This is a genomic window from Niallia sp. Marseille-Q9988 (assembly GCF_976954375.1).
The window spans coordinates 97,818-112,825 of the sequence record NZ_CDRJSZ010000007.1; the positions used below are offsets into that span (position 1 = coordinate 97,818).

The window sequence follows — 15,008 nt, forward strand, 5'->3', positions numbered from 1 at the left end:
AACAAGGAGGCTGTCAATCGACAGCCTCCATTTCTTTTTCTCTACTTACCAGCGGTGTGCTTTTGCATTACTTCTTAGAATGATATTGTTTTGAGACATTTGTGTATGCCCATTTACTTGGGACTTAGAACGTTTTGGTCTCGTCCAATTGTGATGAAAAAGCGCAGAATGAGAATCTAATTGATCTTTATAACTCATCTTATCACCTCAGGAAGTAAGATTAGAAGAAATTTTTGGATGAAAAGGAACCTCTCCTTCTTGCGTTCAGGAAGGAGAGTGTGCTTCTTTTAGCATCCACTATTAATATGTGCAGATTATAATTTTTTACTCTATCTGGTTTAGGAACTTTGGTCTTCAATCATTATTTTTTTCCCTTTTTGTTTCGGTATTTTAATGATAAGCAAGCCATTTTGATAGGATGCTTTGACTTTTTTTTCATCAATAGGGTGAGGAAACGCAATAGTTCTGCTGCTTTTTTTAAACGTCTGACTTGTATGAAATGTTTTCGTTTTCGTATTTTCTTCTGTAATGATATCCTGATGGTTTACACTTATAGTTAAATGATGGTCAAAGATATCTAATTGTATTTGTTCTTTGTTGATTCCTGGAAGTTCTGCTTTGATAATTGTTGCACTTTCTGTTTCATTCACACTAACGGGAAAAGCCATGTTTGGAAATGGATTGCTAAAAAACTCATCCATTTGTTGTAGAAAGTTTTTCACTGGCTTTTCTTGGAAAAATTGATTCATCGAACGCATAAATCCATTTAAAACTTGAGGATTTTTCTCCTTTTTATTCGGGTCAATTGGAAAATTGGAAGACATTTTAAATCACTCCTTACATAAAACATGAACATAAGTTGATAAATGTTTTCTTCCTTTTTCTATTCAGGGAGAAAACTGCAATTGAATAGGCCTTTTTCTACTTATACTATGCCTAATACATACAATTGGTGTTTCGTCCCCCTGCCATTTTTAATTAGAAATAGAAAAAAGGATGCCAAGAAGAGTTTTGATATATCCAATATTTTTCTCTCATCTGGCTTAAGTAGGTGAGGAGATCATGTTTATGAAAATGTTTGAATAGCTCAACAAATGAACCGCTTTTAATGACGTTTTACTTTATCTGTTTTTATAAAAAGTGCTATATTAAATGAAAAGCGGAAGAAAGGAAGTTAGTAAAAATGAATACTATAAAAGTTGGTAAGGAAGAGCTTTCTTATATAGAAAAAGGAGAAGGGGAAACCATTGTACTCATTCATGGATTTTGTGGAAGTACTGATTACTGGGAGTATATTATTCCATTACTTGCAGATAAATATCATGTATTAGCAGTCAATCTACGGGGACATGGAACTTCAAGCTTTAGTGGAGAACCCTTTCAAATAGAAGATTTAGCGAAGGATATTAAGGAGTTATTAGCGAGATTAGGGATTGAAAAAATATATATGTTTGGACATTCACTAGGCGGTTATGTGACATTGGCTTTTGCAGATCTTTTTATAGAAAGCTTAAAGGGATTTGGCTTAATTCATTCAACCGCATATCCTGATACAGAAGAGGGAAAGGCAGGTAGGCTAAACGCCATTCAAAAAATTCAAGACCTCGGCATTATAGAGTTTGTAAATGGTCTAGTTCCTAATTTATTTGCAGACGAATCCCTTGTTAAGTTAACGAACGAAGTAGAAAAGGCAAAAACAATTGGTTATGGCACTAATGCTTTAGCTGCTATGGAAACACAGGCAGCTATGAGAAATAGACCAGATAGAAATGATGTTGTGGATGAAGCTAACTTGCCTATTTTATTGGTAAAGGGAACAAAAGATAAAGTGGTTTCAGTGGATCGAGTAGCTTCTGCATCAAGCTCGAATATTTTTGAAGTTAGATTAGAAACTGGACATATGAGTATGCAGGAAGCTCCCAATGACTTAGCAAAAGCAATCCATTCATTTGTTAAAGAGAACTAACAAATAATGGTTATTTTTTTCTTTGAAAATCTCTTTTAAATCGAACGTCTATTCGATAGAATGGAGGTTATAGAGGTGAATCAAAATGAACGTACGTAAAAACCTTCAAGATATTATGAAAGAATTAAAAACAAAGGAAGACTATAAAGAAAAAATTTCCCATTGGCATACAATCGAACCGAAAGAAGCTGTAACAGCCCCGCTACCAGAAGATTTATTACCTAATTTAAAAGATGCATTGCAAAAGCGGGGCATTACACGATTATATACACATCAATCCTCCTCCTATCAGGCGATTCGGGAAGGGGATAGTGTAGTTGCTGTCACGCCAACTGCATCAGGAAAGACTCTTTGCTATAATCTTCCTGTTATCCAGTCCATTGCTGAAAATAAAAACGCAAGAGCTTTGTATATGTTCCCGACAAAAGCACTTGCACAGGACCAGAAAAGTGAATTAAATGAGCTAATTGAAAGTGCTGAATTACAAATAAATAGCTATACATATGACGGAGATACTCCTGCTTCGATTAGACAGAAGGTTCGCAAGGCAGGGCATATCGTCATCACAAATCCGGATATGCTTCACTCAGCTATTTTGCCACATCACACAAAATGGGTATCTTTATTTGAAAACTTAAAATATGTCATTATTGATGAATTGCATATTTATAGAGGCGTTTTCGGAAGTCATGTTGCGAATGTCATGAGAAGATTAAAGCGGATTTGTGCCTTCTATGGCAGCAATCCTGTCTTTGTATGTACATCTGCAACCATTGCGAATCCAAAGGAATTGGCAGAAAATTTAACAGAAAAGCGTGTTAAGCTAATTAACAATAATGGTGCTCCAAGCGGCAAGAAACATTTCGTCTTTTATAATCCTCCCATTGTGAATATTCCTTTAAACATTAGGAGAAGCGCGACTTTAGAAGTAAGGCAGATAGCAGGAGAATTGCTGAAAAATAAAATTCAAACAATCGTCTTTGCCAAAAGTCGAGTGCGAGTTGAGATACTACTAACTTATTTACAGGAACTAGTTAAGTATCAGCTTGGATCAAAATCTATTCGTGGCTATCGTGGCGGATATTTACCAACGGAAAGAAGGGATATTGAGCAAGGTTTAAGACATGGAAATATTTACGGAGTTGTTAGTACTAATGCATTAGAATTAGGTGTAGACATTGGACAACTTCAAGCTTGTGTGATGACAGGGTACCCTGGTACGATTGCCAGTTCATGGCAACAGGCGGGACGAGCTGGGCGTAGACATGATGAATCACTTGTGATTATGGTAGCAAGCTCTAGTCCCCTTGATCAGTATATGGTTGCTAATCCTGACTATTTTTTTAGTAGAAATCCAGAAACAGCGAGGATAAATCCTGATAATTTAATTATCCTAATTGATCATATGAAATGTGCGGCTTACGAGCTTCCGTTTAAAGAAGGAGAAACATTTGGAAATTGTGAAATAACAGAAATACTCGAGTTTTTAACAACTGAACGAATCCTCTTTCAAAATGGAGATAAATGGTATTGGATGAATGATTCTTTTCCAGCACATAATATAAGTCTTCGTTCTGCATCACAAGAAAATATAGTCATTATTGACATTTCTGATCGTAGTAAAAGCAGAGTGATTGGAGAAAGTGATCGCTTTTCTGCGATGACTCTATTACATGAAGAAGCTATTTATATGCATCAAGGGATTCAATATCAAGTGGAGAAACTTGATTGGGAAGAAAAAAAAGCATATGTTCGTGAAGTCAGTGTCGATTATTATACAGATGCCAATTTAGCGGTCTCTTTAAAGGTTTTGGAAGAAGATAATCGAACCGATTATTCTGAAGCAGAAACAGGCTTTGGCGATGTTAGTATTATAGCAATGAGTACAATTTTTAAAAAAATAAAATTTGAAACACATGAAAATATAGGTTCTGGTCCCATTACTCTGCCTGAAGAAGAGCTTCATACAAATGCGGCATGGCTTTCTTTTCCACAAGAAAAATTAGCATGGGATCAAGAACAAACCGAACAAGGCATAATTGGTGCTGCTCATGCATTAAAACATATAGCACCGCTTCTTGTTATGGCAGATCCATCTGACTTACATGTAGTTCCACAAGTAAAAGCAGAGCATAATGAAAAAGCAACAATCTTCTTTTATGATCAATATCCTGGTGGAATCGGCTTAAGTAAAAAAATATATGAAGAAATGCCATCAGTATTAAAGGAAGCAAAAAAAATGGTGAAAAATTGTGCTTGTGAATACGGCTGTCCTTCTTGTATAGGAACAGAGAGCCATTCAAATAACAGTAAAAGGGATGTAATTAGAATCCTTTCGCTCTTGGAAGAAAGTAATTTTTCTATTTAAGGGGAATAATATGTCGATTAAAAATAAGTTAAGTAGAATGAAGTCTCATATAAAAAAAGAAGAACAGACTACTCCTGTTAAAAATATCGAGATAAAGGGAAAGAATATTCCATTTATCCAGCAGTGGGAGCAAGAAAATGTCTATCCTTATTGGCTAGATCAGGACTATTGTTTAATTCGTGAAGTAAGCTATCCTCTGGACTATACACATGGGAATTATACATTTCGGGAGTTTTGTCACATTGTGGACGAATGGAATAAAGTCAATTACGACCATCCTCTTTCAGCAAAAGGGCATCAGGCAAAGGAGCTGTTCTTCTTTGACACGGAGACAACTGGCCTTGGAGGCGGTACGGGAAATACTATATTTATTCTTGGGTATGCACAATTACGAGAAAATGAAATAGTTCTAAAACAGCATATATTGCCACATCCAGGAGCAGAAGTGCCTTTATTTAATAGTTTTTTAGAGAATGTAGACTATACAACTCTCGTAACATATAATGGAAAAGCTTTTGATTGGCCACAAGTAAAAACAAGACATACGCTAATAAAGGAGCATGTACCAAAGCTCCCTGAATTCGGTCATTTTGATTTATATCACGGGGCAAGGCGGATGTGGAAACATCGTTTAGATAGAACAAAGCTGTCTATCGTGGAGGAAGAAATCCTTGGAGTAAAGCGGCAGGATGATATTCCCGGATTTCTTGCCCCCATGATTTATTTTGACTTTGTTGAACGAAAGAATCCTGAAGGAATGCTTGGTATTTTAAAGCATAATGAAATAGATATCCTTTCTCTTATTACTTTATATACCCATTTAAGCTATCAATTGTTAAGAAGAGATTATAACATTAGTGCCAAAGAAACGTTAGAAGTTGGAAAATGGTATGCCGTAATTGGCCAGACTGATATTGCCAAACAAAATTTACTGAGTATTCAGGAGCAAAATAAAGAAGAAGTTTTAGAGGCAGCCTTTTTATTAGCAAAAGAATATAAAAGAGAGAAAAGATTAGAGGATGCTGCCGAGCTTTGGAGAAAAATTGTTCAAACATATACACAAGAAACAAAAGTTGCAATGGTTTTACAATCACTAATAGAACTTGCTAAAATGGCAGAACATAAAGAGAAAAACTATCAACTGGCATTAAACTATACCCAAACAGCAGAGCAAATAGTAAAACACAAAGATAAGCTAGATAAAATGATGTTTGAACTTCAAAAAAGAAGTGAACGCATAGAAAGAAAACTGCAAATGAATAATAGAAATCAGTTATTCCATCAATAACCTAGTTGTTTGTACGCCCGTTCCCTATTAAAATAGTAATTGGTTCATTTATACTAAAAACTTTTTTCTATGAAATATATTTTAGTAATTTAACAACAATATAATTTCATAGAAGATACAAATTAGCATAGATGAAATTCTAATTTGGAGTGAACGAACTTGTATAAAGTGGTTATGTGTATGTTTTTTGTTCTTATTTGTTTAACCATCATCTTATTTACAACACTAAAAGACAGCTTCTATGCCCTTTTATAAAATTATAATGACTCAAATAATATTGGGAATTATGGTGATTAATGATGCAGTAAAAAGTTCTCTCGGCAAAATAGGTGTTTGTATTAGTACAAGATTATCCCTTTCTACATAAATTGTTAGTGTAAGATAACTAATTTTTGAGAGGAGATTTTCTTATGCATTGTAAACCAAATAACATTTTACCTGCAGTAGTACATCCAACAAAATGTTGTGTGAATAACACTTTTTCTAATAATATTGTGCCACATATTCATCCAACACATACTACTACTGTAAACCATGTGAACTATGAGCATCAACATTTCTTCCCACACACTCAATCTGTTGAGAATGTGGTAACTAATACTCAAGCTAATATGGGTTCAGCTCCAATGGCACCAATGGCACCAGCAACTCCAGCTATGCCAACAACTGGAGGAACTCCATTTACAGCAACTGGTCAAATGTTCCCGGCTCAAACTGGTATGCCTGGTGGATTCCCATTTAGAAAAAGATAAGTAAGCTAAAACAAGGATCTTTGTTTGAGATCCTTGTTTCTATTTATAGAAAAGTTATTTTAAAACCCACACTTAAACTTACTTTTTACTAGGAGTAGTGGCGGAAGGAAGGTGGGAAGATTATTAGTCAAAAAGAAAAGAATGATTCCCGTAAATATCAGTAGGGGAGAAAAAAGATAACATTGCCTGGAAAAATCCTTTTTTCATCACGATTATTTTCGATCATTTTATCGAATACTTAACATATAATGAAATCAGCAAGCAAAGAAGCAGAGCTAAAAACGGTGTTCTTCTTCTTTTAGGAGGTATAAATTCTTTATGGGAAAAACTATTTATGATATATTTTAAAGTAATAATGGTTAATACGAAGGAGTTACTTGTACAATTATGAAAATAGCCGTCATTTCTGGCTATAAGCCTTTTGAGATAGGAATATTTAAACGAGACGAACTAGCTGTAGAATACATAAAATTAGCAATTAGGAAAAACCTGCAAATAATGCTGGAAGAAGGACTTGAATGGGTATTAATTAGTGGTCAACTTGGTACAGAGCTCTGGGCTGCTGAAGTTGTTTATGATTTGCAAATGGAAGAATATCCTGATTTAAAACTAGGAATTATTACTCCATTTCTTGGACAGGAACAAAATTGGAAAGAAATAAATAAAGAATGGTATGAAGAAATTATGATTCAGGCTGATTTCGTTGATTCAGTATCCAAGAAAGCATATGAAAATCCACAGCAATTAAGAGATAAGAATGTATTTTTACTGAAAAAAAGTGATGCTCTTCTTCTGTTTTATGATGAGGAGAACCCTGGTAGTCCCAAATATTTGTACGAATTGGCTAAAATGTATCAGGAAAAAAACACCTTTGAAATTCGTAAAATCCAGTTTTCAGATTTACAAGATATTGTGGAAGAAGTAAGATTTAATGAAGAGTATTAGTAGAATTAATTGACAAAATGGCGTATTTTTGAAAAAATATTGAGATAAATGGTAATCGACTGAGGTGAGCGATAAATGCTATCAGATAAAATGAAATTAACAGCAAAAGATATTTTGGAAAAAGAGTTCAAAACTAGTGTAAGAGGATATAAGCCGGAAGAAGTAGATAAGTTTTTAGATTTAATTATTAAAGATTATGAAACATTGCATCAAGAAATTGAAGAGCTTCAACAAGAAAATTTACGCTTAAAAAAGCAAGTGGAGGATGCTAGTCGCAGACAACCACCTCCAACTACAGCAGGCACAACTAACTTTGATATTTTAAAAAGATTATCTAATTTAGAAAAGCATGTGTTTGGTAGTAAGCTTTACGATTGAGTTACATTTACTAAATGCAGGTCATGCTGCATAATAGATTAAGAATTACCTATAATAACCATTGCAATGCTTTGGTAAAACCACTATAATAGCTATTGTATCAATAAAACGCTTTGGTAATCGCTGCAAACTTAGTTTGTAGAGGAAAGTCCATGCTCGCACAGGCTGCGATGCTTGTAGTGTTCGTGCCTAGTTAAAAAATAAGCTAGGGCAGCATATTTATGTTGACGGCAGGGAAAATGCCTAAGTCTTAGGATATGGCATGAATACCTTGAAAGTGCCACAGTGACGTAGCCTTGTCAGAAATGACAAGGGTGGAACGAGGTAAACCCCGCGAGCGAGAAACCCAAATTATGGTAGGGGAACTTTCTCTGAGGAAATGAACGGATGAGAAGGACAGAAATTATATTTCTGTAGATAGATGATTACCGCCTTTGTACGAGATGTTAAAGTCGTATGAGTACAGAGGAACAGAACATGGCTTATAAAGCGTTTATGTTGATTAATGATGAGAATGAAGATAAAATCACAAGGGTGACACGGAGATTAGTGTCTGATAAACTGTTAGCGTTTTGGCTTAAAACAGTATGTCATGCATTTAATCTGGTCATCCTTTTTATATGGACTATTTCTTGTATCAAAATAAAAGTAAAAATAAACAACATACATAAGATGAAATTATAGTGAAATGAAGGAGATAATATGCGAAACTTTGAATTAATAGCAACAGCTGCTATGGGGCTTGAAGCAGTAGTTGCGAAAGAAGTACGAGAGTTAGGGTATGAATGTACAGTAGATAATGGGAAAGTATTATTTAAAGGCGATGAAACCGCAATTGCAAGAGCAAATATGTGGCTTCGTACAGCAGATCGTGTAAAAATTAAAGTGGCCGAATTTAAGGCAACTACATTTGATGAACTTTTTGAAAAGACGAAAGCGATTCGTTGGGAGGATTATTTACCTGTTCATGCTCAATTCCCTGTTTCAGGTAAATCAGTAAAATCAAAACTTTTCAGTGTATCGGATTGTCAAGCAATCGTTAAAAAGGCTATCGTTAATCGTATAAGCTCACATTATAAAAAAACTGGCTGGCTAGAGGAAAACGGAGCTTTATTTAAAATAGAAGTAGCAATCCTTAAGGATATTGTTACATTAACAATGGATACTTCAGGTCAAGGTCTTCATAAACGAGGTTATCGAGCTGATCAAGGGGAAGCACCACTAAAAGAAACCCTAGCTGCAGCTTTAATTTCACTAACAAATTGGACAGCAGATCGACCATTCGTAGACCCTTTTTGTGGATCTGGAACGATTCCTATTGAAGCTGCTTTAATTGGACAAAATATCGCACCAGGTTTTAATCGTGACTTTATTTCAGAAAGTTGGGATTGGATGCCAGCTAAAGTATGGGAGGATGTCCGTACAGAGGCAGAGGATACTGCCAAATATGACCAGCCACTTGAAATCTTTGGATCAGATATTGATCATCGCATGATTAAAATAGCTCAAGAAAATGCATTTGAGGCAGGACTAGGAGATTTAATTACTTTTAAACAAATGCAAGTAAAAGACTTTACCACAATGAAAGAAAATGGTGTTATTGTGGGGAATCCGCCGTATGGAGAACGATTAGGGGATAAGCCATCTGTTCAAAAAATGTATCAAGAAATGGGACAGGCTTTTGCTCCACTTGAAACATGGTCTATTTATATGCTAACAAGTGATGAAGCGTTTGAAACACACTACGGCAGAAAAGCAACAAAGAAACGTAAACTATTCAATGGTTTTATCAGAACAGATTATTACCAGTATTGGGGAAAGCGAAAAAGAGATTAACAAATTAAAATTCCTTTAACAGATTAACTGTATTCGATGAGTATATTTTTTTTGTATCCGTATATATTTATTCTATACGTATTTTTCTGGAGGGAATATTTATGAACGATAATACAGTAGACTATACAAAAATTATGGATGCATTGAATTCTTCTATCGATCTTATGGCTGGAGAAGGAGTTGCAGACGAAAGCGTGATTCAAAAGCTGTCTAACGCCCAACAAATAGTTCACCAAGCAATGTCTTATTCCTTGTCTAGAGATAGGGGCTGAAGGAGAAATGGTGCTCTGAAGGTTCTTCTTTTCTGATTTTTTTACTTTAGAACAAATTAAAAATGCCATAAATGTTTGAGAGGGTGCCAAATTATTTTAAGGCAACCCTCTTTTCACTTGAATATTAGTTATAAATTGTCTATGATAAGGATTCGTTATGAAATAAATAAGGATAATTTTATATATAGCAAAGAGAGAAAAAAGGAAGTCAATTCGTAAAGTCGGAGGGGTATCATGCAAAATAGCATGCCATTTGAAGTAGCAAAAACAGAATCATTTTATGAAAAATTGGGAGAATGGATTGGTGACGTCTTTTATGACATTCTTCCAGAAGCAGGATATGAATTACGTGATGAACAGGTTTATATGGCTTATCAATTAGAAAAAGCATTTAAAGATAAAAAAACGATTTTTGCAGAAGCAGGTGTCGGTACTGGAAAAACATTTGTCTATTTATTATACAGCATTTGTTATGCTCGATATGTAAACAAGCCTGCAATTATTGCTTGTTCAGATGAAACATTAATCGAACAGCTTGTGAAAAAAGAAGGCGATATTGCCAAGCTAGAGCAAGCTCTTGGATTAAATATTGATGTGCGATTGGCAAAATCCCGCAACCAGTATTTATGCTTAACAAAATTGGATCAAAAAATCACTTTTGAAGATACTTATAATTCTATTTATGACAGTCTTCCTGAATTCGTTCACGGAACAGGTTCTATGCAATCCTTTGCTCCTTATGGGGATAGAAAGGATTACCCAGATCTAAATGATAAGGATTGGGAAGGTGTGGCATGGGATTCCATGCAAGATTGTTTTACATGTGATAAACGCCACCGTTGTGGACAGACATTACACAGGGATTATTATCGTAATGCCAAGGATTTAATCATATGTTCCCATGATTTTTATATGGAACATATTTGGACAAAAGAATCGAGAAAAAGAGAAGGGCAGCTTCCATTACTGCCTGATAGTGCGTGCGTAGTTTTTGATGAAGGTCACTTACTAGAATATGCAGCACAAAATGCGTTAACCTATCGTTTAACAGAACAAAATTTGGAAAATCTATTAACTAGATTGATGGCAAATGATGTGCGTGAAAAAACATTAAATATTATTGAAGAAACAATCTATCAGAATGAGCAGTTTTTTAGAGAGTTAACAGATGCTTCCTTTAAAGCAGAAGGCTCTGAAAAACAAGAAATTAAAAAAACAGACAAAGTAATGCGAGCAGGAAGAAAATTAGCAGGATATATTTCGGAATTAGAGGAAGAGCTTGTGTTCGAAAGCGAAATGTATGTTATTAATGAATATGACTTAAAAGTTGTTGAGGAGTATTTAGAACAGATATCTCATTCTTTAAGCTTATTTTTGAAGGAAATGAATGGAATTACATGGTTTGAAGAAATGAATGGGGAAAGAACGCTTGTAATTATGCCAAGACTTGTTCAAGACATTATGCAAGAGGAAGTATTTAGCCAACAAAAACCAATTATTTTTTCATCTGCAACATTGTCTGAAAACAAATCATTTGAATATATGGCCAGAAGTATCGGAGCATCTGATTATCTTTCTTTTTCTGCTGATTCTCCATTTGATTACGATGAGCAGATGAATGTTCATATTAAGTCATTTGAGAAAGAAATGAATATGGAAAAACAGGAATATTGTTATGAAGAGTTGATAAAAGCAGAGGGACGCTCATTGGTTCTTTTTAATAGCAAAGAAGATTTGGCTAGTTTTAAGGAAAATCTACCAAAGGACTTTTCGCTTCCAATCTATTTCGAAGGAGAAAGAGAAATCAGTACGCTTGTTTCTAACTTCCAAAATGAGGAAGAATCCATCCTTTGTGCAGTGAATTTATGGGAAGGGTTAGATGTGCCAGGTAGATCTCTAGAAAATGTGTTTATCTATTCCTTGCCATTTCCTCCAAATGATCCAGTGTATAAAAGTAAACGAGAAAATGTCGGAAATCCATTTTTAGAAGTGGATTTACCTTATATGATTTTAAGACTACGTCAAGGCATTGGTCGTTTAATACGTACACATGAAGATAAGGGCTCCATTCATTTATGTATGGATAGCGATGAAACAGAGCTCGTACAAAATGCTGTATTAAAGGCATTGCCTGTAACACCAAATTAAGCAATTAATCATAAATGTCTCATTAGTCATTCTATTAGTGTGTCTTAAAAATAGGACACATAGTTGCTTGTTGCAGCTCAGAATGAACGAATGAGGCATTTTTTTCAAAATAAGCGAGTACATTTTTTTTACTTACTCCAATATCATAATATATCTAGTTTTCCAACAGGTATGTTATGATAAAAGAATACTAAAATGGAAAAGAGGAGAGTATATTGTCTATTAATATAAAAGAGATGGAAACAAAATTTTTGGAGTATGTGAAGAAGATAGGAGCATACAATGAAGCGCTCGCTCTAATTTATTGGGATTTACGTACAGGTGCTCCAAAAAAGGGAGTCAATCAACGAACAGAAGTAATCGGAGTGTTATCTTCTGAATTATTCGAATTATCAACTTCTGAACAATTAGAATCCTATCTTACTGTTCTATCTGAAGAGATCGTTCAAGAGGAATTATCCCCGATTACAAGAAAGACAGTAGAGGAAATGAAAAAGGATTTTGATCGCAATAAAAAAATTCCAGCTCAAGAATACAAGGAATATGTTATGCTTCAATCAAAAGCAGAAAGTGTTTGGGAAGAAGCGAAGGAGAAAGCAGACTTTGCACTTTTTCAGCCGTATTTAGAAAAACTAGTAGAAATGAACAAGAAATTTATCGAGTATTGGGGACATACAAACAATAAATATGATGTTTTATTAGATATGTATGAGCCTGGTATGACAGTCGCTATATTGGATGAAGTCTTTTCTAATGTGAGAGAGAAAATAGTGCCTTTAGTACATAAAATTGCAGAATCAAGTCATAAACCATCTACAGAGTTCTTATATGAGCGATTTTCGAAAGAAGATCAAGAAGCATTTAGTTTGGAAGTGTTGAAGCAAGTAGGATATGACTTTGATGCTGGACGTTTAGATCAAACCGTTCATCCATTTGCTACAGGAATCAATCCAGGTGATGTTCGTATAACAACGAAATATGATGAGTCAGACTTTAGAGTAGCTGTATTTGGAACAATTCATGAAGTTGGTCACGCTTTATATGAACAAAATATTTCCAAAGATTTAATCGGAACTCCTTTATGTTCGGGAACTTCGATGGGAATTCATGAATCTCAATCACTATTTTATGAGAATTTTGTCGGAAGAAATTTATCCTTCTGGAAACATAATTATGAAACCTTAAAATCCCATACAAACGGTCAGTTTGATCAAGTTTCTGTCGAAGATTTTTATCGTGCGATCAATGAATCGAAGCCTTCTTTAATTAGAATTGAAGCAGATGAACTAACCTATCCGCTACATATCATGATTCGTTATGAAATAGAGAAAGGTTTATTTGATGGTGATATACAAGTGAAGGATTTACCAAAGATTTGGAATGAGAAATATCAGTCCTATTTAGGAGTGGTTCCTGAAAATGATGGGGAAGGGGTTCTTCAAGATGTACATTGGGCCGGAGGAAGCTTTGGTTATTTCCCTTCCTATGCACTTGGTTATATGTATGCAGCGCAACTAAAACAGGTAATGCAAAAAGACCTTCCTGAATTCGATAATTTATTAGAACAAGGACAATTACTGCCTATAAAAGAATGGCTTAATGAAAAAATTCATCGCTACGGAAAAATGAAAAAACCACTTGAAATATTGAAAGATGTTACTGGAGAGGGCCTAAATGCTCAATATCTAATTGATTATCTTTACACTAAATATAGTGACGTATATCAGTTAGAGCAATAATCAACACTTATTGACTGAACGAACAATTTACACATCTAAGTTTAAAAGGCGGTTACGCCAATCATCAATAGCTATCAGTTTTTCAGTGGTCTCGATGAAGCGAGGGTAATTTTAAAGGGCTCCCTATATTACAGCAGCATTGCAATTCAATCGATTATAACAAATCGGTTAATCTTTTCTAGTTTCGGCACATATTCCATGAATGATAAATATACTAATATATGTTTATAAAGAAGTGGGTGTGATAAATATGGAGAATTATTATTGTAGTCACTGCCTGACCATCTATAATGAAAAGACAATTTGCAAATGCTGTGGGCAAAAGGTGGAGAATAAAATTAAAATCGAAGTACAAAGTCATACAGATAATAAGAAAATAATGTAGAGGAAAATAGGATGAAAAAATCATTTTTTTGTTTGAGTTAATTCTGCATGTTAAATCAGTTGAATTCCCTAACCAAATGGGTGAGAAAGTAAAATTTTAAACGGGGAAAAATTCAGAGGAAAGTAGAATTGTTCAGCTTCAATCAATGTGGATAGATAAAACATTGATTGAAGTTGAACTTTATATTTCTAAAATAAGAACAATGGTTAATTGGCCAATGTTTTGGAGCGAAATAGGCAAGCTAAGTGCTTTTTCAAAACCAGATAACTTTGTTTCACCTGCTAAAACGGTAGGTGGTGTTATATCTATATCAATTCCATTTTGAGACACAAATGTAGATAAATTACCAGCAATCATATTCCCTAATTCACCAGAGAATGATTCAAGCATAGCCCCTTCCAAAAACATACCAAACATGGATTCGCCTAGCTTACCAAAAACTTGGTTATCCCCATCTATAATGATTCTGCCACGAAAATCTCCAGTTAATCCAATTAATACCCCTAAAGATTTTAAAACAAATGGTGAGACAGTTACAGATGGCCTCTCAATTTGTAGTTCACAGGGAATAACACCTTTTACAGCTTCAATTGTTCCGTTTAAAATTTCAGTTGTACTTTTAGTTAATGACACACACTATTCCCCCATCCTCTAGATAAAAACATCTTATCATAAAATAGACCTATTTTGTTTATATTTTTTGAGAAAATAGGATATACCACATGGTACATTTTTCCTAAACTACTTGTTTTATATGGATTTCCCTTGCTAAAAGGACAGAAAAATAAAACTATTTTTCTTATTGAAAATGATTTTCATTGATGATAATATGTAATTGAGATAGAAAATTATTCTCATTAAGGAAATGAGGTGTAACGAATGATAGCTTTTCCTATTGGCTTAACGGTTATCAGTTATTTATTTGTTATGA

At 34.4% G+C, this 15,008-nt stretch carries 13 protein-coding genes and 1 other RNA gene; 11 read left to right on the forward strand and 3 right to left on the reverse strand.

All coding sequences use genetic code 11. The features are described from left to right. Positions 1 to 45 precede the first annotated feature (45 nt). Both ACWNMZ_RS14070 and ACWNMZ_RS14075 read right to left on the reverse strand, forming a co-directional pair. Positions 46 to 198 (reverse strand): YpzG family protein, encoded by a 153-nt coding sequence (locus ACWNMZ_RS14070; protein ID WP_065429091.1) that lies wholly within the window; start codon positions 196 to 198, stop codon positions 46 to 48. 140 nt (positions 199 to 338) lie between these two features. After that, the gene (locus ACWNMZ_RS14075; protein ID WP_031538110.1) at positions 339 to 824 is read right to left on the reverse strand and encodes an Hsp20/alpha crystallin family protein; all 486 of its coding nucleotides are present in this window, start codon (positions 822 to 824) and stop codon (positions 339 to 341) included. 359 nt (positions 825 to 1,183) lie between these two features. On the opposite strand from ACWNMZ_RS14075, the gene ACWNMZ_RS14080 reads away from it, so the two are divergent. From ACWNMZ_RS14080 to ACWNMZ_RS14130, 11 genes are all read left to right on the forward strand, one after another. Continuing rightward, positions 1,184 to 1,966, forward strand: coding sequence for an alpha/beta fold hydrolase (locus ACWNMZ_RS14080; protein ID WP_031538109.1), 783 nt, complete (start codon positions 1,184 to 1,186; stop codon positions 1,964 to 1,966). A gap of 85 nt (positions 1,967 to 2,051) precedes the next feature. Beyond that, on the forward strand, positions 2,052 to 4,334 hold the full coding sequence (locus tag ACWNMZ_RS14085) for a DEAD/DEAH box helicase (protein WP_031538108.1): 2,283 nt from the start codon (positions 2,052 to 2,054) through the stop codon (positions 4,332 to 4,334). Between the two features lie 10 nt (positions 4,335 to 4,344). After that, the gene (locus tag ACWNMZ_RS14090) at positions 4,345 to 5,622 is read left to right on the forward strand and encodes a ribonuclease H-like domain-containing protein (RefSeq protein ID WP_031538107.1); all 1,278 of its coding nucleotides are present in this window, start codon (positions 4,345 to 4,347) and stop codon (positions 5,620 to 5,622) included. Positions 5,623 to 6,032: 410 nt separating this feature from the next. Then, a complete protein-coding gene (locus ACWNMZ_RS14095; protein ID WP_031538106.1) occupies positions 6,033 to 6,374 on the forward strand; it encodes a spore coat protein in 342 nt (113 codons plus the stop codon). Positions 6,375 to 6,761: 387 nt separating this feature from the next. After that, on the forward strand, positions 6,762 to 7,319 hold the full coding sequence (locus ACWNMZ_RS14100; RefSeq protein WP_031538105.1) for a DUF1273 domain-containing protein: 558 nt from the start codon (positions 6,762 to 6,764) through the stop codon (positions 7,317 to 7,319). A gap of 75 nt (positions 7,320 to 7,394) precedes the next feature. After that, the gene (gene gpsB, locus ACWNMZ_RS14105) at positions 7,395 to 7,697 is read left to right on the forward strand and encodes a cell division regulator GpsB (RefSeq protein WP_031538103.1); all 303 of its coding nucleotides are present in this window, start codon (positions 7,395 to 7,397) and stop codon (positions 7,695 to 7,697) included. Between the two features lie 108 nt (positions 7,698 to 7,805). Continuing rightward, positions 7,806 to 8,187, forward strand: an RNA gene (rnpB, locus tag ACWNMZ_RS14110) — RNase P RNA component class B. Between the two features lie 212 nt (positions 8,188 to 8,399). Next, a complete protein-coding gene (locus ACWNMZ_RS14115) occupies positions 8,400 to 9,533 on the forward strand; it encodes a THUMP domain-containing class I SAM-dependent RNA methyltransferase (RefSeq protein WP_031538100.1) in 1,134 nt (377 codons plus the stop codon). A 101-nt stretch (positions 9,534 to 9,634) separates the two neighbouring features. Next, positions 9,635 to 9,805 carry a hypothetical protein gene (locus tag ACWNMZ_RS14120; protein WP_155986757.1) on the forward strand — a complete coding sequence of 57 codons (171 nt, stop codon included), beginning with the start codon at positions 9,635 to 9,637 and terminating at the stop codon, positions 9,803 to 9,805. Between the two features lie 234 nt (positions 9,806 to 10,039). Then, the gene (locus ACWNMZ_RS14125; RefSeq protein WP_031538099.1) at positions 10,040 to 11,953 is read left to right on the forward strand and encodes an ATP-dependent DNA helicase; all 1,914 of its coding nucleotides are present in this window, start codon (positions 10,040 to 10,042) and stop codon (positions 11,951 to 11,953) included. A 215-nt stretch (positions 11,954 to 12,168) separates the two neighbouring features. After that, entirely contained in the window at positions 12,169 to 13,692 is a 1,524-nt protein-coding gene (locus ACWNMZ_RS14130) for a carboxypeptidase M32 (RefSeq protein ID WP_031538098.1), read from the forward strand. A 565-nt stretch (positions 13,693 to 14,257) separates the two neighbouring features. On the opposite strand, the gene ACWNMZ_RS14135 is transcribed toward ACWNMZ_RS14130, so the two are convergent. Then, positions 14,258 to 14,710, reverse strand: coding sequence for a chemotaxis protein CheX (locus ACWNMZ_RS14135; protein WP_031538097.1), 453 nt, complete (start codon positions 14,708 to 14,710; stop codon positions 14,258 to 14,260). Positions 14,711 to 15,008: the final 298 nt, after the last annotated feature.

Coding starts and splice junctions, on each gene's coding strand:
- ACWNMZ_RS14120 (WP_155986757.1), top strand. CDS start 9,635: ATGAACGATAATACAGTAGACTATACAAAAATTATGGATGCATTGAAT.
- ACWNMZ_RS14100 (WP_031538105.1), top strand. CDS start 6,762: ATGAAAATAGCCGTCATTTCTGGCTATAAGCCTTTTGAGATAGGAATA.
- gpsB (WP_031538103.1), top strand. CDS start 7,395: ATGCTATCAGATAAAATGAAATTAACAGCAAAAGATATTTTGGAAAAA.
- ACWNMZ_RS14115 (WP_031538100.1), top strand. CDS start 8,400: ATGCGAAACTTTGAATTAATAGCAACAGCTGCTATGGGGCTTGAAGCA.
- ACWNMZ_RS14095 (WP_031538106.1), top strand. CDS start 6,033: ATGCATTGTAAACCAAATAACATTTTACCTGCAGTAGTACATCCAACA.
- ACWNMZ_RS14090 (WP_031538107.1), top strand. CDS start 4,345: ATGTCGATTAAAAATAAGTTAAGTAGAATGAAGTCTCATATAAAAAAA.
- ACWNMZ_RS14085 (WP_031538108.1), top strand. CDS start 2,052: ATGAACGTACGTAAAAACCTTCAAGATATTATGAAAGAATTAAAAACA.
- ACWNMZ_RS14125 (WP_031538099.1), top strand. CDS start 10,040: ATGCAAAATAGCATGCCATTTGAAGTAGCAAAAACAGAATCATTTTAT.
- ACWNMZ_RS14075 (WP_031538110.1), bottom strand. CDS start 824: ATGTCTTCCAATTTTCCAATTGACCCGAATAAAAAGGAGAAAAATCCT.
- ACWNMZ_RS14070 (WP_065429091.1), bottom strand. CDS start 198: ATGAGTTATAAAGATCAATTAGATTCTCATTCTGCGCTTTTTCATCAC.
- ACWNMZ_RS14080 (WP_031538109.1), top strand. CDS start 1,184: ATGAATACTATAAAAGTTGGTAAGGAAGAGCTTTCTTATATAGAAAAA.